Source organism: Bacillus sp. FSL R5-0447, assembly GCF_038606125.1.
GTDB classification, from domain to species: Bacteria; Bacillota; Bacilli; order Bacillales; family Bacillaceae; genus Bacillus; species Bacillus velezensis.
This window is the reverse complement of record NZ_CP152012.1, coordinates 3910194-3930051: the sequence shown is the minus strand read 5'-3', so window position 1 is coordinate 3930051 and position 19858 is coordinate 3910194. Positions and strand designations below refer to the sequence as shown.

23 protein-coding genes and 1 pseudogene are annotated in these 19858 nt (G+C 47.8%); 21 read left to right on the top strand and 3 right to left on the bottom strand.

The genetic code is table 11. The annotated features are described in order from the left end of the window. Positions 1–60: 60 nt before the first annotated feature. The 9 genes and pseudogenes from fsa to NYE68_RS19735 all read left to right on the top strand — a co-directional run bounded on the left by fsa (position 61) and on the right by NYE68_RS19735 (position 9005). Positions 61–699 carry a fructose-6-phosphate aldolase gene (gene fsa, locus NYE68_RS19775; protein ID WP_007407613.1) on the top strand — a complete coding sequence of 213 codons (639 nt, stop codon included), beginning with the start codon at positions 61–63 and terminating at the stop codon, positions 697–699. Positions 700–1008: 309 nt separating this feature from the next. Beyond that, the gene (locus NYE68_RS19770) at positions 1009–2298 is read left to right on the top strand and encodes a UDP-N-acetylglucosamine 1-carboxyvinyltransferase (protein ID WP_007407612.1); all 1290 of its coding nucleotides are present in this window, start codon (positions 1009–1011) and stop codon (positions 2296–2298) included. Between the two features lie 33 nt (positions 2299–2331). Then, on the top strand, positions 2332–3297 hold the full coding sequence (gene glpX / locus NYE68_RS19765; protein WP_003151105.1) for a class II fructose-bisphosphatase: 966 nt from the start codon (positions 2332–2334) through the stop codon (positions 3295–3297). A gap of 201 nt (positions 3298–3498) precedes the next feature. Then, positions 3499–3604 (top strand): annotated as a pseudogene (locus NYE68_RS19760) (hypothetical protein); the annotation flags it as partial. Between the two features lie 99 nt (positions 3605–3703). Continuing rightward, positions 3704–4990: a transcription termination factor Rho gene (gene rho, locus NYE68_RS19755; RefSeq protein WP_003151107.1), complete on the top strand. Its 1287-nt coding sequence runs from the start codon at positions 3704–3706 to the stop codon at positions 4988–4990. Between the two features lie 121 nt (positions 4991–5111). After that, entirely contained in the window at positions 5112–5312 is a 201-nt protein-coding gene (rpmE, locus tag NYE68_RS19750; RefSeq protein ID WP_003151132.1) for a 50S ribosomal protein L31, read from the top strand. A gap of 84 nt (positions 5313–5396) precedes the next feature. Continuing rightward, entirely contained in the window at positions 5397–5981 is a 585-nt protein-coding gene (locus NYE68_RS19745; protein ID WP_007614390.1) for a thymidine kinase, read from the top strand. Between the two features lie 283 nt (positions 5982–6264). Further along, positions 6265–7962 (top strand): oxaloacetate-decarboxylating malate dehydrogenase, encoded by a 1698-nt coding sequence (gene malS, locus NYE68_RS19740; RefSeq protein ID WP_007407609.1) that lies wholly within the window; start codon positions 6265–6267, stop codon positions 7960–7962. 86 nt (positions 7963–8048) lie between these two features. Then, positions 8049–9005 carry an AEC family transporter gene (locus tag NYE68_RS19735; protein WP_225045911.1) on the top strand — a complete coding sequence of 319 codons (957 nt, stop codon included), beginning with the start codon at positions 8049–8051 and terminating at the stop codon, positions 9003–9005. 33 nt (positions 9006–9038) lie between these two features. On the opposite strand, the gene racA is transcribed toward NYE68_RS19735, so the two are convergent. Then, entirely contained in the window at positions 9039–9602 is a 564-nt protein-coding gene (racA, locus tag NYE68_RS19730; protein ID WP_015418422.1) for a chromosome-anchoring protein RacA, read from the bottom strand. A gap of 110 nt (positions 9603–9712) precedes the next feature. Further along, on the bottom strand, positions 9713–10096 hold the full coding sequence (locus NYE68_RS19725) for a VOC family protein (RefSeq protein WP_007614387.1): 384 nt from the start codon (positions 10094–10096) through the stop codon (positions 9713–9715). A 111-nt stretch (positions 10097–10207) separates the two neighbouring features. On the opposite strand from NYE68_RS19725, the gene prfA reads away from it, so the two are divergent. From prfA to NYE68_RS19710, 3 genes are all read left to right on the top strand, one after another. Then, entirely contained in the window at positions 10208–11278 is a 1071-nt protein-coding gene (prfA, locus tag NYE68_RS19720) for a peptide chain release factor 1 (protein ID WP_003151139.1), read from the top strand. Between the two features lies 1 nt (position 11279). After that, on the top strand, positions 11280–12140 hold the full coding sequence (gene prmC / locus NYE68_RS19715; protein ID WP_015240760.1) for a peptide chain release factor N(5)-glutamine methyltransferase: 861 nt from the start codon (positions 11280–11282) through the stop codon (positions 12138–12140). A 70-nt stretch (positions 12141–12210) separates the two neighbouring features. After that, positions 12211–12489 (top strand): DUF5316 family protein, encoded by a 279-nt coding sequence (locus NYE68_RS19710; RefSeq protein WP_020954349.1) that lies wholly within the window; start codon positions 12211–12213, stop codon positions 12487–12489. Here NYE68_RS19710 and NYE68_RS19705 read toward each other — a convergent pair. Beyond that, positions 12476–12850, bottom strand: coding sequence for a UPF0715 family protein (locus NYE68_RS19705; RefSeq protein ID WP_003151143.1), 375 nt, complete (start codon positions 12848–12850; stop codon positions 12476–12478). The two genes, NYE68_RS19710 and NYE68_RS19705, sit on opposite strands and share 14 nt — an antisense overlap. 160 nt (positions 12851–13010) lie before the next feature. On the opposite strand from NYE68_RS19705, the gene spoIIR reads away from it, so the two are divergent. From spoIIR to upp, 9 genes are all read left to right on the top strand, one after another. Beyond that, on the top strand, positions 13011–13691 hold the full coding sequence (gene spoIIR / locus NYE68_RS19700; protein WP_324636323.1) for a stage II sporulation protein R: 681 nt from the start codon (positions 13011–13013) through the stop codon (positions 13689–13691). Positions 13692–13761: 70 nt separating this feature from the next. Continuing rightward, entirely contained in the window at positions 13762–14205 is a 444-nt protein-coding gene (locus NYE68_RS19695; RefSeq protein WP_015418419.1) for a hypothetical protein, read from the top strand. A 156-nt stretch (positions 14206–14361) separates the two neighbouring features. Next, complete coding sequence (locus tag NYE68_RS19690; protein WP_015418418.1) at positions 14362–15402, top strand: L-threonylcarbamoyladenylate synthase; 1041 nt, start codon at positions 14362–14364, stop codon at positions 15400–15402. 68 nt (positions 15403–15470) lie between these two features. Next, positions 15471–16028: a manganese efflux pump MntP family protein gene (locus tag NYE68_RS19685; protein WP_015418417.1), complete on the top strand. Its 558-nt coding sequence runs from the start codon at positions 15471–15473 to the stop codon at positions 16026–16028. Between the two features lie 73 nt (positions 16029–16101). Then, positions 16102–16557, top strand: coding sequence for a low molecular weight protein arginine phosphatase (locus NYE68_RS19680; protein WP_007407600.1), 456 nt, complete (start codon positions 16102–16104; stop codon positions 16555–16557). A 133-nt stretch (positions 16558–16690) separates the two neighbouring features. Then, a complete protein-coding gene (gene rpiB / locus NYE68_RS19675) occupies positions 16691–17140 on the top strand; it encodes a ribose 5-phosphate isomerase B (RefSeq protein ID WP_003151149.1) in 450 nt (149 codons plus the stop codon). A gap of 13 nt (positions 17141–17153) precedes the next feature. Then, positions 17154–17696 carry a TIGR01440 family protein gene (locus NYE68_RS19670; protein WP_007407598.1) on the top strand — a complete coding sequence of 181 codons (543 nt, stop codon included), beginning with the start codon at positions 17154–17156 and terminating at the stop codon, positions 17694–17696. Between the two features lie 147 nt (positions 17697–17843). After that, entirely contained in the window at positions 17844–19091 is a 1248-nt protein-coding gene (glyA, locus tag NYE68_RS19665; RefSeq protein WP_324636324.1) for a serine hydroxymethyltransferase, read from the top strand. A gap of 134 nt (positions 19092–19225) precedes the next feature. Then, positions 19226–19855, top strand: a complete 630-nt coding sequence (gene upp / locus NYE68_RS19660) for a uracil phosphoribosyltransferase (RefSeq protein ID WP_015418415.1) — start codon at positions 19226–19228, stop codon at positions 19853–19855. Positions 19856–19858: the final 3 nt, after the last annotated feature.

The following is a 19858-nucleotide window of genomic DNA, read 5'->3' as shown; positions in this document are numbered from 1 at the left end:
TTTAGAAAGCGCAATCATGTTTTACAGTTCTGAAAATTTATTACTGGGGAGGCTTTCCTTATGTTATTTTTCATTGATACAGCAAACATTGACGAGATTAAAGAAGCTTATGAACTTGGCGTTCTTGCCGGAGTTACGACAAACCCTAGTTTAGTGGCGAAAGAAGCTGACGTGTCTTTCCATGACAGACTTCGTGAGATTACGGAAGTCGTGAGCGGATCAGTAAGCGCGGAAGTCATTTCCCTGAATGCTGAAGAAATGATTGAAGAAGGTAAAGAACTTGCGAAAATCGCACCGAATATCACGGTGAAAATCCCGATGACGTCTGAAGGGTTAAAAGCCGTAAAAGCGCTGAGCGACCTGAACATTAAAACAAACGTAACGCTCATTTTCAGCGCCAACCAAGCGCTTTTGGCGGCAAGAGCCGGGGCGACTTATGTATCCCCGTTCTTAGGCCGTCTGGATGACATCGGCCATAACGGTCTTGAACTGATTTCAGAAATAAGACAGATTTTTGACATTCATGACATTGATACACAAATCATCGCAGCTTCCATCCGTCATGCGCAGCACGTGACTGAAGCCGCTTTACGCGGTGCGCATATCGGTACGATGCCGCTGAAAGTCATTCACCAGCTGGCGAAACATCCGTTAACGGATAAAGGCATCGAGCAATTCTTGGCAGACTGGAATAAATAAGGGTGAAAAGGGCGGCAAACCGGTTGCATCCGTTTGCCGCACCCTTATGTTTTCCTGTTTGGCAGCGGGCCTTCAGTATCAAAGTGAAGAGTGTGTTTCCCCGGAATGTGAACCCGGCGGGCCTCTGTGCATCCTGTGTTAAAAATGCCCCGCAAAGCTTCGCTATTTTCTTCCTGTTATTTTATAATGTCCTTGTATTCTTTCTCTTCGAATTGGCTACATTTTGGACAAGAGCTTTATTTGCAGAGACAGAATAAAATGCCATTTTATTTACGCTCCGCAGCTATCTTCTTATGGAAGGAGACTATCATGGAAAAGTTGAATATTGCCGGCGGCGATCCGTTAAACGGAACCGTACATATCAGCGGCGCGAAAAACAGCGCCGTCGCATTGATACCCGCAACCATTCTGGCAAATTCCGAAGTAACGATCGAAGGGCTTCCGGAGATCTCAGATATTGAAACGCTGCGTGACCTGCTGAAAGAAATCGGCGGAAACGTCCATTTTGAAAAAGGAGAAATGGTCGTCGACCCTTCCCCGATGATCAGCATGCCGCTTCCCAACGGCAAAGTGAAAAAACTCCGCGCTTCCTATTACTTAATGGGCGCGATGCTGGGCCGCTTTAAACAGGCGGTCATCGGACTGCCGGGCGGATGCCATCTCGGGCCGAGGCCGATTGACCAGCACATCAAAGGGTTTGAAGCGCTTGGGGCGGAAGTCACCAATGAACAAGGCGCGATTTATCTGCGCGCCGAGAGGCTGAGAGGCGCACGGATTTATTTAGATGTCGTCAGCGTCGGAGCGACGATCAATATCATGCTTGCCGCTGTACTGGCTGAAGGTAAAACCGTGATAGAAAACGCCGCCAAGGAACCTGAGATTATTGATGTTGCCACATTGCTCACCAGCATGGGTGCAAAGATCAAAGGCGCGGGAACCAATGTAATCAGAATCGACGGCGTAAAAGAGCTGCACGGATGCAGGCATACGATCATTCCGGACAGAATTGAGGCGGGCACCTTTATGATCGCCGGCGCCGCGATGGGGAAAGAAGTCATTATTGATAATGTCATACCGACTCACCTGGAGTCTTTAACGGCGAAGCTCAGGGAAATGGGTTTTCACATTGAGACGAGTGACGATCAGCTTCTTATGCTCGGCGGGCAGAAGCAGATAAAACCGGTCGACGTAAAAACGCTTGTTTACCCGGGATTCCCGACTGATCTTCAGCAGCCGATGACATCTCTGTTAACGAGAGCCAGCGGCACGAGCGTCGTAACCGATACCATCTACTCGGCCCGTTTTAAACATATAGATGAGCTGAGACGGATGGGGGCCAACATGAAAGTGGAAGGCAGGTCGGCCATTATCACCGGTCCGGCCGAGCTTCAGGGCGCAAAAGTAAAGGCGAGCGATCTGCGTGCAGGCGCTTGTCTGGTCGTCGCCGGGCTCATGGCTGACGGCGTAACCGAAATTACCGGTCTCGAGCATTTAGACCGCGGCTACAGCAATCTTGAGAAAAAACTCGAAGGTCTGGGCGCCACAATCTGGCGGCAAAGGCTGACGGACGAAGAGATAGAACAGCTCCAAAATTCATAGAAATGCGGACTTTTGAGAGGAGATCGTGTTGAAATGGAAAGAAGCTTATCGATGGAATTGGTTCGAGTCACTGAAGCGGCGGCTTTAGCATCTGCCAGATGGATGGGCCGCGGGAAAAAAGATGAAGCTGATGATGCGGCGACAAGCGCAATGCGTGACGTGTTTGACACGGTGCCGATGAAAGGCACGGTCGTGATCGGGGAAGGCGAGATGGATGAAGCGCCGATGCTTTACATCGGCGAAAAGCTCGGAAACGGATACGGCCCGCGCGTCGATGTCGCCGTCGATCCTCTTGAAGGCACAAACATCGTAGCGAGCGGCGGCTGGAATGCGCTGACGGTGATCGCGGTCGCCGACCATGGAACACTGCTGAACGCCCCGGATATGTATATGGAAAAAATCGCGGTCGGTCCCGAAGCGGTAGGCTGCATCGATATTGAAGCGCCTGTCATTGATAACTTAAAAGCCGTTGCGAAAGCGAAAAACAAAGACATTGAAGATGTCGTGGCAACCATTTTAAATCGTGACAGACATGAAAAAATCATCTCTGAATTGCGTGAGGCGGGCGCCAGAATCAAACTGATCAACGACGGTGATGTCGCGGGCGCCATCAATACGGCCTTTGACCATACGGGAGTAGACATTCTCTTCGGTTCAGGCGGGGCTCCTGAAGGCGTGCTGTCTGCCGTTGCGTTAAAAGCGCTCGGCGGCGAAATCATCGGCAGGCTTCTGCCGCAAAGTGCGGAAGAGCAGGCCCGCTGTGAGCGAATGGGCCTTGATGTATCCAAAGTGCTCCGGATGGAGGACCTTGTGAGAGGGGATGACGCCATTTTTGCCGCAACGGGCGTCACGGACGGAGAGCTGCTGAAAGGCGTTCAGTTCAAAGGCTCCGTCGGCACGACTGAAAGTCTGGTCATCCGGGCGAAATCAGGAACGGTCCGATTCGTTGACGGAAGACACAGCCTGAAGAAAAAACCAAATCTTGTGATCCGGCCATAAATAGAGAAAAGCGGGACGGAAAGTCCCGCTTTTCTTTTGCAATAAAGAGTCAACCCTATCATTTATATGTCAAAGCATTATTTAAGTTGAATAATTTTTTGAAATGAGGTAAAAATAAAGAGTGCTGCGATTTTTCTGTGTCATTCCTTCTTTTGAGTACTGGGAAATTTTCAAATTCTACCGCATACAGACGATATAAATATTGATCTTCTCAAGTTTTTGTCCTCGCTTCCTTCAAAACTCATTAAGACATTCCTTTTTTAAAAAAGCGCCGATCATGGGTGGAAGTGTTACCGATAGAAGTTCCTGAACGTTTTATAAAAGAATGTGCTTTGGCGGAATCATGCGAAGCAGCCGATTTGAATGAAAACAGCAATACATTGACTATGAAAAGCGTGGTGTTTTTATGAAAGACGTATCTATTTCCTCTTTGGAAAATATGAAATTAAAAGAACTATATGAACTGGCCAGACATTATAAAATCTCCTACTACAGCAAACTGACTAAAAAAGAATTAATCTTTGCCATTCTGAAAGCCAACGCCGAGCAGGAGGATCTTCTGTTTATGGAAGGCGTGCTCGAAATCATCCAATCGGAAGGATTCGGCTTCCTCAGACCGATTAATTACTCGCCAAGCTCAGAAGACATCTACATTTCTGCTTCTCAGATCCGCCGCTTTGATTTAAGAAACGGTGACAAAGTATCCGGCAAGGTGCGTCCGCCGAAAGAAAACGAACGCTATTACGGACTTTTGCACGTTGAAGCGGTAAATGGAGATGATCCGGAATCTGCGAAAGAGCGCGTCCATTTTCCTGCGCTGACTCCGCTTTATCCGGACCGCCAAATGGTGCTTGAGACGAAACCGAATTATCTCTCAACAAGAATTCTTGATATGATGGCTCCCGTCGGTTTCGGCCAGCGCGGTCTGATCGTGGCGCCGCCGAAAGCCGGTAAAACCATGCTGTTAAAAGAAATCGCTAACAGCATTACGACAAATCAGCCTGACGCTGAATTGATCGTTCTCTTAATTGATGAAAGACCGGAAGAAGTAACGGATATTGAACGTTCCGTAGCGGGCGATGTCGTCAGCTCGACGTTCGATGAAGTGCCGGAAAATCACATTAAGGTAGCGGAGCTTGTGCTTGAACGGGCAATGCGTCTCGTTGAACACAAAAAAGATGTTATCATTCTGATGGACAGCATTACCCGCCTGGCACGGGCCTACAACCTCGTTATCCCGCCAAGCGGACGTACGCTTTCCGGGGGGATTGACCCGGCTGCGTTCCATCGTCCGAAGCGCTTTTTCGGTGCCGCGAGAAACATTGAAGAGGGCGGCAGTCTGACCATTTTGGCGACGGCGCTCGTAGACACGGGCTCCCGGATGGATGACGTCATCTATGAAGAGTTTAAAGGAACGGGCAACATGGAGCTTCACCTTGACCGTTCTCTTGCGGAAAGACGGATTTTCCCGGCGATCGATATCCGCCGCTCCGGCACACGGAAGGAAGAGCTGCTTGTGCCGAAAGAGCATCTTGACCGTTTATGGGCGATCCGCAAATCGATGTCTGATTCTCCGGACTTCGCAGAGAAGTTTATGAGAAAAATGAAAAAAACAAAAACGAATCAGGAATTCTTCGATCTGATTAACCAAGAATGGAAGCAGGCAAACCTTTCATCATCAGCCCGCCGCTGATAAAAAATGTATTTGCAAATGCAGTAAATGACTGATATAATTCTCTCATATGCGTTCCGGATTACTCCGGAATAATAACTCTGTTTCCACACGGGATTCAGGGCGGAAGGAGATGGATACAATGAAAGCAGGAATTCATCCTAATTTCAAAAAAGCAACAGTTAAATGCGCTTGCGGAAATGAATTTGAAACAGGCTCAGTAAAAGAAGAGGTACGCGTTGAGATTTGCTCTGAATGCCACCCATTCTACACTGGACGTCAAAAATTCGCTTCTGCTGATGGTCGTGTTGATCGCTTTAACAAAAAATACGGTCTTAAGTAATAATAGATTTTACAGGCAGGCAAGAATTGCTTCTTGCCTGTTTTTTATGTCCATAAACAGGAAAAAAAGGGGAGCGGATAGCCTATGTACATAATGAAGCAAAGCGGCTGGCTTGAGCTGATATGCGGCAGCATGTTCTCTGGGAAATCAGAAGAGCTGATCCGCAGAGTGAAAAGAGCGACATATGCGAAGCAGGAGGTCAAGGTGTTCAAACCTGCCATTGATAATCGCTACAGTGAGGAGGCCGTCGTTTCTCACAACGGCACATCCATGACAAGCCACGTCATCTCGTCTTCGGCTGAAATATGGGATCATATCAGTGAAAGCACGGACGTCATCGCGGTAGATGAGGTGCAGTTTTTCGGCGAATCGATCATCGGCGACTTATCCTCGCTTGCGGATAAAGGCTATCGTGTCATCGCTGCCGGACTTGATATGGATTTTCGGGGAGAGCCTTTCGGCGTGGTGCCGAATCTGATGGCGGTTGCCGAATCGGTGACGAAGCTGCAGGCGGTCTGCTCCGTTTGCGGGTCGCCGGCAAGCCGTACGCAGCGTTTGATTGACGGGAAGCCCGCTTCCTATGATGATCCGGTCATTTTAGTCGGCGCGTCGGAGTCATACGAAGCGAGATGCAGACATCATCACGAAGTGCCGAAAAAAACAGACTGATAAATAACCCTTTTCATGAAAACATCGGTAAAAAATCCGGTGTTTTTTTGACGTTTTTTCAAAAATTGTAGTTAAATAACTTAAAAAAGAGTATGAAAAAATTAAGTAATTTTCATCTCTTGAATTTTCATTTTTACAGGCATAAAATGACTAAGTAATGTAAATAGTTATGAGACATTGTTCGAATAATTGTCAAAAAAAGATATAGCAGATCGCGATCACACTAGCCAAAATGGGTAATTACTTAACTTTGTTAACTATTTGAAGAAAGAAGGAGATTTTCTTGAATAATATTAAAGTAACGAAGGAAGGCAACTTAGAAACTACTTTAAGAGGAAAAGAAGTTCTATCTATCCCTACTTTAAATAAAGGTGTTGCGTTTTCAGCAGAAGAAAGAAAAAGCCTTGGATTAGACGGGCTGCTTCCTCCGACAATTCTGTCTCTTGATGAGCAGGCAAAACGCGCATACGAGCAGTTTCAAGCTCAGCCGGACCGCCTTCGCCAAAACGTGTATTTGAATGATTTGCAAAACCGTAACGAAGTTCTTTTCTTTAAATTGCTTCAAAACCATCTTCGTGAAATGCTGCCGGTTGTTTACACACCGACTGTCGGTGAAGCGATTCAAGAATACAGTCATGAGTACAGAAGACCTCAAGGAATTTACCTTTCTATCGACAACGTGGAAGGAATTGAAGAGGCATTTGAAAACCTTCATGCCACTGCCGGAGATATTGATCTGATCGTTGCGACAGACTCAGAAAGCATCCTCGGAATCGGTGACTGGGGTGTAGGCGGTATCAACATCGCCATCGGTAAATTAGCGGTATACACAGCTGCTGCCGGTATTGACCCAAGCCGCGTCATTCCTGTCGTTCTTGACGTCGGTACGAACAATGAAAAACTTCTGAACGATCCTTTATACATCGGTAACCGCCATGAACGTATCCAAGGCGAACGTTACGAAGCTTTCGTTGACGCTTATGTAAAAGCTGCGCTTAAATATTTCCCTAAAGCTCTTCTTCACTGGGAAGACCTTGGAAACAAAAACGCGCGCAATATCATGAAGAAATACAACCATGAAATTCTTACATTCAACGATGACATTCAAGGAACAGGTGCGATTACGCTTGCAGGTGTGCTTGCGGCTATGAAGAAAACAGGCGCGTCTATTAAAGACCAGCGTGTGGTTGTCTTCGGTGCGGGATCTGCCGGAATCGGAATCGCTGACCAAATCCGCGACACTATGGTGCTTGCCGGTCTTTCTGAAGAAGAAGCCAACAAAGCGTTCTACACAATGGACTACAGAGGCTTGTTAATTGAAGGTATGGAAAACATTCTTGATTTCCAAGAGCCGTACCTGCGCACAGCTGAAGAAATTAAAGATTGGAAACGCGATGAAAATGGACAAATTCCTTTCATTGAAGTGATCCGTCAAGCGAAACCGACAATCTTAATCGGTACATCAGGCCAAAGCGGCGCGTTCAGTGAAGAAATCGTCAAAGAAATGGCAAAACACGTTGAGCGTCCGGTCATCATGCCGATGTCTAACCCGACACCGCTTGCTGAAGCCGTTCCTAGCGATCTTTTCAAATGGACTGACGGCAAAGTGCTTGTGGCGACAGGAAGCCCGTTTGACAATGTAGAGTACAATGGCGTTTCTCATGAAATCGGACAATCTAACAACGCATTCGCGTTCCCTGGACTTGGTCTCGGTTCAATCGTTGTAGAAGCGAAAGTGATTACTCCTGCAATGTTTGCGGCAACTGCTGACGCAATCGCAGAAAGCGTTGATTTTGAAACACCGGGTGCAGGCCTTCTGCCGAGCATGAGCGACTTACAAGAAGTTTCAATTAAAGTTGCGATCGCCGTAGCGGAAACTGCCATTAAAGAAGGCGTGGCAAACCGCATTCCTGAAAATGTAGAACAAGCCGTTCTTGATGCAATGTGGAAACCGCAATATAAACAAGTTGTCGCTAAATAATTTTTACGATTAATTTTACAGTCCGAGGGAAAGCTTTTATATAAAGGCTAAAGTATACGGACATTAAGGATTTGGAGGAGAACATTTTGAGCTTCTTAGATATTTTAATCCTCCTGGCGCCGATCTTTTTCGTGATCGTGCTGGGATGGTTCGCAGGTCGCTTCGGAAGTTATGACGCGAAGTCAGCAAAAGGGGTAAGCACCTTAGTTACGAAGTACGCGCTTCCGGCGCATTTTATCGCAAGTATTTTAACCACTTCAAGAAGTGCGTTTTTATCACAGGTTCCTTTGATGGTCGCTTTGATCATTGGGATTGTCGGATTCTTTATCGTCATTTTGTTGGTTTGCAAATTTATCTTCAAGTATGATTTAACGAATTCATCTGTATTTTCTTTAAACTCTGCACAGCCGACATTTGCTTTTATGGGTATTCCCGTACTCGGAAGCTTATTCGGAGCAAGCGAAGTAGCGATTCCTATCGCCGTTACGGGTATCGTGGTTAACGCCATCCTTGACCCGCTTGCGATCATTATTGCTACTGTCGGTGAGTCATCTAAGAAAAAAGACACTGAAAACGAGAACTTCTGGAAAATGACTGGTAAGTCTATTCTTCACGGTCTTTCCGAACCGCTTGCGGCTGCACCGCTTATCAGTATCATTTTGGTACTCTGCGGTGTAACACTCCCTGCTTTGGGAGAAAAAATGCTTGATCAGCTCGGAAGCACAACATCGGGTGTCGCGCTCTTTGCCGTCGGTGTAACTGTCGGTATCCGCAGCATTAAGCTCAGTCTGCCGGCTTTCGGTATCGCTTTGTTAAAAGTTGCCGTTCAGCCTGCGCTGATGTACTTAATCGCTCTTGCAGTCGGACTTTCGGCTGACCAGATCACAAAAGCGGTATTGCTCGTTGCATTCCCTGGATCTGCGGTAGCGGCGATGATTGCCACACGTTTCGAAAAACAAGAGGAAGAAACTGCGTCCGCGTTCGTGATCAGTGCGATTTTATCTCTCATCTCACTGCCGATCATCATTGCGCTGACTGCATAATGAAAAGCTCCCTGTTTCAGGGAGCTTTTTTGATTAGAATTGAAATTTAAAGGGCGAAAATCTCGTTTTTTTTCTGGGTTTCTTATGTTCTGAAGAAGCGGCTGTTTCTGAGAGGGGAGCTGTCTGGGCAAGTTCCTGGATGCGGGAGGCCAATGTCTGCAATTCGGTATTGAGGTCGTCAATTTCCCGCCTGTGCTGAAGAAGCTGATAAGACACCCCTTCATCCGCCTTTTGTTTCAGCTGGCGTTCAAGCTCTTCTATCCTTGAAAGCAGATGGTTCTCACCTTGTTTCTCTTTCGTGAGAATGTCCAGTTTGCGCTCCAGCTCTGCCAATCTTTGTTCAGCGCCGCCATTGATTTTCGGACGCTGCAAAATGAAGCCCGTCCGTTTTTTCGGCTGCCGGGGCACTTGAACGTCCAGAAGGGCAGTGCCTTCAGAAATTTGCCGTTTGACCGATTTCAGCACATCAAGATCCTCAGGTGTAAAGGAATAATGTCCGAGCTCATTCCGTTCAGCCGGAAGATTCAGCTGCTTGACCCACCTTTGCACCGTTTTTGCGGAGACGCCGAGCTCTTTCGCGGCCATGTTTGTATTCATGATCACATACCTCCTTTTTGCTAGGTATTCGACCATGAGGCGGCGTTCCCTTCATGTTAGACAAAACAAGAAGGAATTCGCCAAAGAAAGCGGCATTTCTTCAAAAAACGTTACGCTTCATACAATTCAAGCGGAAGCTTGTCGGGATCGAAGAAAAAGGTAAACCGTTTCCCCGTCAGCGGATCGGTTCTGATCGGTTCTGTGCCGACGCCCTTTTCCTTTAACTCCCTGACGGCTGCTTCAAGATCGTTTACGGTGAAGGCGAGATGCCGGAGACCCGCGGCTTCCGGTCTGGTCGGCCGTTCGGGCGGATCGGGAAAGGAAAACAATTCAATCGCATACGCGCCGTCCAGCGCCAGATCAAGTTTATAAGATCCGCGATCCTTTCGGTATGTTTCTTTTATAATGCCGAAACCGAGTATCTCGGTGTAAAAAGCTTTCGACTTTTCATAATCAGAGCATATGATTGCTATATGGTGGATGGATTTCAGCATATCCGCCCCTCCTTTTTTGCTTCAGTATAACAGAGGCGAATTGCTTTTGACTGGCGATAAGCCCTATACTATAATGAGAATGTTACGCACAGGAAAACAGAGGTGAAGACCGTGTTAGACCGTTTACAGTCAATTGAACAACGATACGAAAAATTAAATGAGCTTTTAAGTGATCCGGAAGTGGTCAACGATCCGAAAAAGCTTAGAGAATATTCGAAAGAGCAATCTGATATACAAGAAACCGTTGAAGTCTATAGACAATACAGAGACGCATCAGAACAGCTTGCCGATGCGAAAGCGATGCTTGAGGAAAAGCTTGATGCCGATATGAGAGAAATGGTGAAGGAAGAAATCTCCGAACTGCAGGGAGAGACGGAAACCTTATCAGAGCGTTTGAAAGTGCTCCTCATCCCGAAAGACCCGAACGATGACAAAAACGTAATCATGGAGATCCGCGGAGCAGCGGGAGGAGAAGAAGCCGCGCTGTTTGCGGGAAATCTCTACAGAATGTACTCCCGTTACGCCGAAATTCAAGGCTGGAAGACTGAAGTCATGGAAGCAAACGTGACCGGAACGGGCGGTTACAAAGAAATCATCTTTATGATTACGGGAAAAGGCGCATACTCCAAGCTGAAGTATGAAAATGGCGCGCACCGCGTACAGCGTGTTCCGGAAACGGAATCAGGCGGCCGTATTCATACATCCACGGCGACGGTGGCGTGTCTTCCTGAAGCGGAAGAAGTAGAAGTGGACATCCACGAAAAAGACATCCGCGTCGATACATTCGCATCAAGCGGACCGGGCGGACAAAGCGTAAACACGACGATGTCGGCCGTACGCCTGACGCATTTACCGACCGGTGTCGTCGTTTCCTGTCAGGATGAAAAATCTCAGATTAAAAACAAAGAAAAAGCGATGAAGGTGCTCCGCGCCAGAATCTATGACAAATTCCAGCAGGAAGCTCAGGCTGAATATGATCAGACCCGTAAATCAGCCGTCGGTTCAGGCGACCGTTCCGAGCGTATCCGCACATACAATTTCCCGCAAAACCGTGTGACGGATCACCGCATCGGCCTGACGATTCAAAAGCTGGATCAAATCCTGGAAGGCAAGCTTGATGAAGTGGTTGAAGCGTTAATCGTAGAAGACCAGTCAAGCAAGCTCCAGCAGGCGGAAAATTAAGATGAAGACCGTTTTTGAAGCCCTAAGCTGGGCTTCTTCTTATTTAACCGAAGCGGGAAGAGAAAAAAACGCGGCCGAGCTGCTGCTGTTAAATGATACCGGAATGGATCGGAGCAAGCTTCTCGCAAGTCTGCAGGAGCCCGTCGGCGAGGACGAGCTTTATCGATTCAGGCGGCACGTGGAGATGCATAAAGAAGGTATTCCGATTCAATATATTATCGGGAAAGAACAGTTTTACGGCAGGGAATTTTTTGTGAATGACGATGTTCTCATTCCGCGTCCGGAAACGGAAGAAGTCGTCTTTCATCTGCTGGACAGACAGAAGCGGGCATTTTCCGAGGCAGAACGCCTGAACGTCATTGATATCGGTACGGGGAGCGGAGCCATTGCGGTGACGCTCGCGCTGGAATGCGGACATTTTTCAGTATCGGCTTCGGATATTTCAAAAGAAGCGCTGCAGGTGGCGGAAAGAAATGCGCAAAACCTCGGAGCGGACGTCTGTTTTTTGCAGGGAGATCTGTTAACTCCTTTTATTTCATCAGGGAAAAAAGCAGATATTATTGTTTCCAATCCGCCGTATATTTCTGAAGAAGAAATGGCGGATTTGTCGGATATCGTCCGTTTCCATGAGCCGCTTCATGCTCTTACGGACGGCGGTGACGGTTTGAAATTCTACAAGCGGTTTATGGAGGAGCTGCCTCTTGTCATGAAAGATAAAGCGCTTGTCGTCTTTGAAATCGGATATAATCAGGGGAAAGCCGTGAAAGACCTGTTCCGTCATTCCTTTCCGAATGCGGAAGTGGAAGTCGTACAGGACATCAACGGAAAAGACAGAACCGTATCCGCGGTCATCACATCATGAAAAAAGCCCGCCGGTGACGCACACGGCGGGCTTTTGTTACAATGGAAAGAAAATGAAAGGGGCATCCGCCTTGAAAAAAGCGTTCGCCTTCGGATGTATACTCGCCGCCGCAGCTTATGCGGCGGGGTTTGTTCTGCCGTTTGGCGTTGATATCATTTTCGGCGCCGTTACGGCTGTTCTTATCGTCACAGCGATCATCGTTTCAGGGCTGGCCGTAAGCGGAGCGGAGCAGCGGGCCAATTATCATTCTGAAACAGAAGAAGGACGGCACGCCCGTTTAAAGATGGCCGCCGTTTTCTTTTGCGCCGCTCTCCCTTCAGCCGGCTGTCTGCTGATTACGCTTCTGTAGCCGGATTTTGTCTTTGCAGCAATACGGAATCCCATACCCAATAGACGACGGCTGTTAAAACCGCAAAGATATAAAAGGCTGAATTAGAAAACAGAGATTGGCCTGACGGCTGCAAAAGACCGAAGATGATCCCGTTTGCAATGAATGACACCCCTAAATAATAAAGAAAATACAGCGGATGAAATCTCTTCGGCTTTTTATTCAGAAAGTATTGAAGCGGCAGCGCAAAAATCAAATAAGGAAACAGAAAATAAAACGCCATCGAAATGAAAGCCGCGATAATGAATTGATGAACATACAAAATAGAATAAATGACAGACATACATGCCGCCGACAGCAGCACGGTGTAATTATATTTCATCTGAAAACCTCCTATCAAAATAATATCGTACCATATTTTGAATCTGTCAATGCAGATTATCAGCTTGCTAGATTTTTTTCTTCCCGCCGGTTTAAACCTTTTCCGTCATGTCCATAATGGGACTAGATAAAAAAAGCACGGAGAGGAACGGTGGGGACCGATGAAACAGACAATGATGATCTACATATATATTTTTCTTTTATTATCAGGAGCGCTTGCGGGTTTGACAAAAGAAGAAACGGCGCGGGCATCAGCCGATGAGCCCGTCGTCATACCGGATGAAGCGATCCGGCTCAGAATTTTGGCCAACAGTGATAACGATGAGGATCAAAAGCTCAAGCGCCAGATCAGAGATGCTGTAAACAAGCAAATCACGGACTGGGTGAAAGATATCACTTCCATTGAAGAAGCGCGGCGGCTCATTCGTTCGAAGCTTCCTGAAATTAAAGAAATCGCCAAACAGACGATGAAAGAAAAGGGTGCGCATCAATCCGTTTCAGTTCAATTCAATAAAATTTCGTTTCCGACAAAGCTTTACGGCAATATGGTCTATCCGGCCGGAAAATATGAAGCGATTTTAATTACACTCGGCAATGGCGAGGGCGCCAACTGGTGGTGCGTCTTGTTTCCGCCGCTGTGCTTCCTTGATTTCTCAAACGGCGAAGCGGTGAAAGATCAGGAAGAGGGCGGACAGAAGCAGGAAGAAACGCAGAAACAGACTAAAAAAGTGCTGGATGACGTAAAAGCAAAGGCTGATAAAGCGAAGAAAGAAAATAAAGATGACGATGATACCGAAGTGAAGTTTTTCCTCGTCGATTGGATTTCAGATCTATTTTCCTGAAGTAAAAGGCATAAATCCGGATTCGATTCATAGATTGGAAGAAAGAGTTGATCGAAACGGAGGGAAATATATGTTTTATCAGCTGAGAGTGGCAAGAGATCAAGATACGGAGGCGCTGGAGGCCTTTTTGAAAAAGGCTGATACGGCACATGCGGAAATCGATCAGCAGACCAGCCGGTTTATCGTACTGGAAGACAGCGAAAAAATGATTGCCGCCTGTCTCGGGATCGAAAAATTCAGCGGCGGAAAAGGGCTTCTCCGTTCACTCGTCATGTCGGACAGGCTGAATCAAAGCCATATCGTTACACTGTTTCAAAGTATGGATGTGCTGTGCAAAAAACATGAGATTCAAGATGTCTACTTAGTCGCCAATCAGCCCTCATCTGCTGAGTTTCTGAATGTGATGGGATTTGAAGCGTGCGCCGATGCGCCTGATGAACTGTATACGTCCGAACATTTCCGCAACTCGTTATGCACAGAAGGTTCGTTTTTAATGGTGAAAACCTCTGCCTGATCTAACTTATACACAAGGTTATCCACTTATTAAAAAGTGTTGTCCACAGTTTGTGGATAACACTTGTTTTATTAAAGGACATCTTTTATACTTTCAAAAGGAATACACGAGAGAAAATAAAGTTTTACCGCTTTAAAATAAGGAGTTTGGTTATACATGAAAACAAGAAGATGGTTTGTGGATTGTTCCGCAGAATTATCCACAACCGATCCCCAGATTACACAAGCCGCGGAATTGCTCCGGCAGAATGAGGTTGTGGCTTTTCCGACAGAAACCGTTTACGGACTGGGCGCTAACGCTGAAAATACGGAAGCCGTAACGAAAATATATGAGGCGAAAGGAAGGCCGAGCGATAACCCGCTGATTGTGCATATATCCCATATCAGCCAGCTTGATCGTTTTATCAGCCATATTCCTGAGACGGCGAAAAAGCTGATGAAGCTATTCTGGCCGGGGGCGCTGACCCTTGTTCTGCCGTGTAAGCCCGGTGTGCTGTCACCCCGTGTCACCGCGGGACTTGAGACGGTAGCGGTCAGAATGCCTGATCATCCGGTAGCATTAGCCCTCATCAGCTCGGCCGGACTGCCGATCGCCGCTCCGAGCGCCAATTTATCAGGAAAACCGAGCCCGACGAAGGCCGAGCATGTAGCCCATGATTTAAACGGCCGCATTGCCGGCATTGTGGACGGCGGCGCGACGGGAATCGGAGTGGAATCAACCGTTCTGTCCTGTACGGGGAAACAGCCCGTGCTGCTTCGTCCGGGCGGCGTGACAAAAGAGCAGATTGAATCCGCCGCCGGTCCGGTTCTTGTGGATAAAGGGCTGACCGAAGAAGATGAGGTTCCTATTTCTCCCGGTATGAAATATACACATTACGCGCCTTCTGCGCCGATGGCTATTGCCGACGGCGGCGCCCGGAGAATTCAAGAACTGGCAGACGTATATAAAAGCCGGGGAAAACGAATCGGCATTTTGACAACAGAAGAGAACGCCGATAGTTACCAGGCTGATTATATCAAGGTCTGCGGCAGACGCGCCGACCTTGAAACAGTGGCGTCCGCCTTATACGATGCGCTCCGCAGCTTTGATGAAGCGGAAGTGGACATGATTATTTCTGAGTCCTTTCCGGATACCGGAGTGGGGCTCGCCATTATGAACAGGCTGATGAAAGCCGCAGGCGGCACCGTTATCCATTAACTTGTTCTACCCCTTATCGGACATGCATAAGCTAAACAAGCGGGCACGTCCAAGGGGGTTTTTATTTCATGTCGAATCTATTCATCGGGGAACTTGTCTCCTTAAGCATCATGGCATTTGCTTTGGGGACGGATGCCTTTTCCGTCGGGCTCGGAATGGGAATGATTCAGCTGAAGAAAAAACAGATTTTTCATATAGGGGTTGTCATCGGGCTGTTTCATGTCATGATGCCGCTTGCGGGAATGGCGGCCGGGCATCTGCTGTCCGGTTTTCTGGGGATGCTCGCCGTTTACATCGGCGGATCTCTTCTTTTCATTTTAGGGGTGCAGATGATCATCGCCGCGTTTAAACAATCAGACGGGCCGCTCATATCTCCGGCAGGTTCGGGACTGTTGCTGTTTGCGGTCGGTGTCAGTCTGGACAGCTTTTCTGTCGGGCTCAGTCTCGGGATGAACGGTTCCAATCCGTTTCTGGCCGTTACGCTGTTCGGGGTCTTCAGCACCGTTTTAACATGGGCGGGCCTTTTGGCGGGAAGAAAGGTGCAGTCGTGGCTCGGCTCCTACAGCGAAGCGCTTGGCGGAGCCATTTTGATCGGGTTCGGGTTGAAACTGCTTTTACCGATATAAGATACGTAAAAAAAGAAACGAAGATGCCGTTTCTTTTTTCTTCATTTATAATAGGCAGTAAGAGGTGACGGACATGAAAATAATCTTTGTGTGTACAGGCAATACGTGCCGCAGTCCTATGGCTGAGGCTCTTTTTAAATCCATTGCAGAAACGAAAGGGCTGGACGTCAGCGTAAGTTCGGCCGGCGTATTCGCGTCTCCGAACGGAAAAGCGTCGGCCCATGCCGTGGAAGCGCTGTTTGAAAAACGGATCGCTCTCAATCACAGTTCATCTCCCTTATCGGAAGAACATATCGAGACGGCTGATCTGGTGCTGGCGATGACGGAACAGCACAAACAGCTGATTGAAGGCCGATATCAAAACAGTCAGGGCAAAGTCTTTACCATTAAAGAATACGTAACGGGGGAAAACGGCGATATCTCTGACCCGTTCGGCGGTCCGCTTGATGTTTATAAACAGACGCGGGACGAACTGGAGGAGCTGCTGACCCTTTTGGCTGATCAATTGCTTGACGGAAAAAGCAAGTAATCTGTCAGAAAATCTGCAAACAGGTCATTTGCAAAACGAATGTGAAAGAGTAGAATGAAATCAACGGATTTCGTAATAAAAAGGACAAGCACACTGGGCTGTCTTCGCCCAGCCACACCTAGGAGGTAAATGAATGAAAGTAGCTATTGCGTCAGATCACGGCGGCGTCCATATCCGCGAAGAAATAAAAAGTCTTTTGGATGAATTGCAGATTGAATACATTGATATGGGCTGTGAATGCGGCGCCGGCTCTGTCGATTATTCAGACTACGCTTTTCCGGTAGCGGAAAAAGTGGTGAACGGCGAAGCTGACAGGGGAATTTTAATTTGCGGCACAGGCATCGGCATGAGCATCTCCGCAAATAAGGTAAAGGGCATACGCTGTGCGCTTGCCCATGACACCTTCAGCGCAAAAGCGACGCGTGAACACAATGACACGAATGTTCTTGCGATGGGCGAACGCGTCATCGGCCCGGGGCTGGCGCGCGAAATCGCAAAAGTCTGGCTGACGACTGAATTTACGGGCGGCCGCCACGAACGGCGGATCGGCAAAATCGCAGATTACGAAGAAAAAAATCTGTAAGAGGTGCTGGACAATGGAAGAGATGAAGCAAAAATGGACGGACATGCTGACTGAGTTTCAAGAGCAGGCAGGACTGACGGACGGCAGTCTGCTGGTGATCGGGTGCAGTACAAGTGAAGCCGCCGGAAGCCGGATCGGCACCGCCGGAAGCGGGGATTGGGCTGAATTGATATACGGCGGACTTAACCGGTTTAAGGAAAAAACGGGTGTACATCTTGCTTTTCAATGCTGCGAGCATTTAAACAGGGCGCTTGTCATTGAAGCGGAAACGGCCGAGCGGTTCAGGCTCCCCATTGTTTCAGCCGTCCCCGTCCCGAAAGCGGGCGGAGCAATGGCCTCTTATGCATACCGGCAGATGCGTTCTCCCGTGCTCGCCGAATCGATTCAGGCTGATGCCGGGATTGACATCGGCGATACGTTCATCGGCATGCATCTGAAACCCGTTGCCGTCCCTGTCCGGATATCAAGTCGTGAGCTTGGAGAAGCACATGTGACGATGGCCCGGACAAGGCCGAAGCTGATAGGCGGAATTCGCGCCGTTTATGAATGCGAATGATGAAAATGCTTTTCCTGTATAATGTTCGTGTTTTCTAATTAAATTTTGTGATTTTTTTAAATAAGCTGTTACATTCACCTGAAAAACCATGTACAATAAGGGTGGTAAAAATAAAGAACAGGAAACGGATAGGAGAGGATCTCGCTGATGAAACATTTACCTGTACAAGACAAACAAGTGTTTAACGCCATCAAAGATGAGCGTAAGCGTCAACAGACTAAGATCGAATTAATTGCTTCTGAAAACTTCGTGACGGAAGCGGTAATGGAAGCACAAGGCTCTGTTTTAACAAACAAATATGCTGAAGGCTACCCAGGCAAACGCTACTACGGCGGCTGTGAGCATGTTGATGTCGTTGAGGACATCGCCCGCGACCGCGCGAAAGAGATTTTCGGAGCTGAGCATGTAAACGTTCAGCCGCACTCAGGCGCTCAAGCGAACATGGCTGTTTACTTCACGATTTTAGAGCACGGCGACACGGTGCTCGGGATGAACCTCTCCCACGGCGGCCACTTAACACACGGAAGCCCGGTTAATTTCAGCGGCGTTCAATACAACTTTGTAGAATACGGTGTCGATAAAGACACGCAATATATAGATTATGAAGATGTGCGTGAAAAAGCGCTGGCGCATAAGCCGAAACTCATCGTTGCCGGAGCGAGCGCGTACCCCCGCACGATCGACTTTAAAAAATTCCGCGAAATCGCTGATGAAGTCGGCGCTTACTTCATGGTAGACATGGCGCATATCGCGGGTCTTGTCGCAGCCGGTCTTCATCCGAATCCGGTTCCTTACGCTGACTTTGTAACGACAACGACTCACAAAACACTTCGCGGCCCCCGCGGAGGAATGATCCTTTGCCGTGAAGAGTTCGGCAAAAAGATTGATAAATCCATTTTCCCGGGAATCCAAGGCGGACCGCTTATGCATGTCATCGCGGCCAAAGCCGTTTCTTTCGGAGAAGTGCTTAAAGATGATTTCAAAACGTATGCGCAAAACGTCATCTCGAACGCGAAGCGCCTGGCTGAGTCTCTGAACAAAGAGGGCATTCAGCTCGTATCAGGCGGAACGGATAACCACCTTGTGCTTGTCGACCTCCGTTCTCTCGGACTGACCGGAAAAGTCGCTGAACACGTTCTTGATGAAATCGGCATTACATCTAATAAAAACGCGATCCCTTACGATCCGGAAAAACCGTTCGTCACAAGCGGAATCCGTCTCGGTACGGCAGCTGTGACAAGCCGCGGCTTTGACGGTGACGCGCTTGAAGAAGTCGGCGCCATCATCGGCCTCGCGCTGAAACATCATGAAGACGAAGCAAAACTTGAAGAAGCGAGACAGCGCGTATCTGCCCTGACTGAAAAGTTTCCTTTATATAAAGAACTGGACTATTAATAAGGAAGAAACCCGCCGGAACCTTAATCCGGCGGGTTTTTTTATGATTTTCTTGAAACTGTTTGTCTTTTTCTGTAGAATCAATAGAAGTGTGAAAAAGTCACTCGGACAACAAAAAAGGAGCTGAACACAGTATGGGAAAGGTTTACGTATTTGATCATCCTTTAATCCAGCATAAGCTGACATATATTCGGAATGAAAATACAGGCACAAAGGATTTCAGAGACCTTGTGGACGAAGTCGCATCACTGATGGCGTTTGAAATTACACGTGATCTTCCTCTTAAAGAAGTGGAAGTGAAAACACCTGTTCAAACAGCGACATCCAAAGTGATTTCAGGGAAGAAACTCGGTATCGTGCCGATCCTGAGAGCGGGTCTCGGAATGGTTGACGGCATGCTGAAATTAATCCCGGCCGCTAAAGTGGGACATGTCGGATTATACCGTGATCCGGAAACCTTAAAACCGGTGGAATACTATGTCAAGCTTCCTTCTGATGTAGAAGAACGCGAATTTATTGTCGTGGATCCGATGCTTGCTACGGGAGGCTCTGCGGTGGAAGCGATCAACAGCCTGAAAAAGCGCGGCGCGAGAAACATTCGTTTTATGTGTCTTGTAGCGGCTCCGGAAGGCGTGGAAGAGCTGCTGAAACATCATTCTGACGTTGATATTTATATCGCCGCCCTTGATGAAAAACTGAATGAAAAAGGCTATATCGTTCCGGGCCTCGGTGACGCGGGTGACAGACTGTACGGAACCAAATAAATC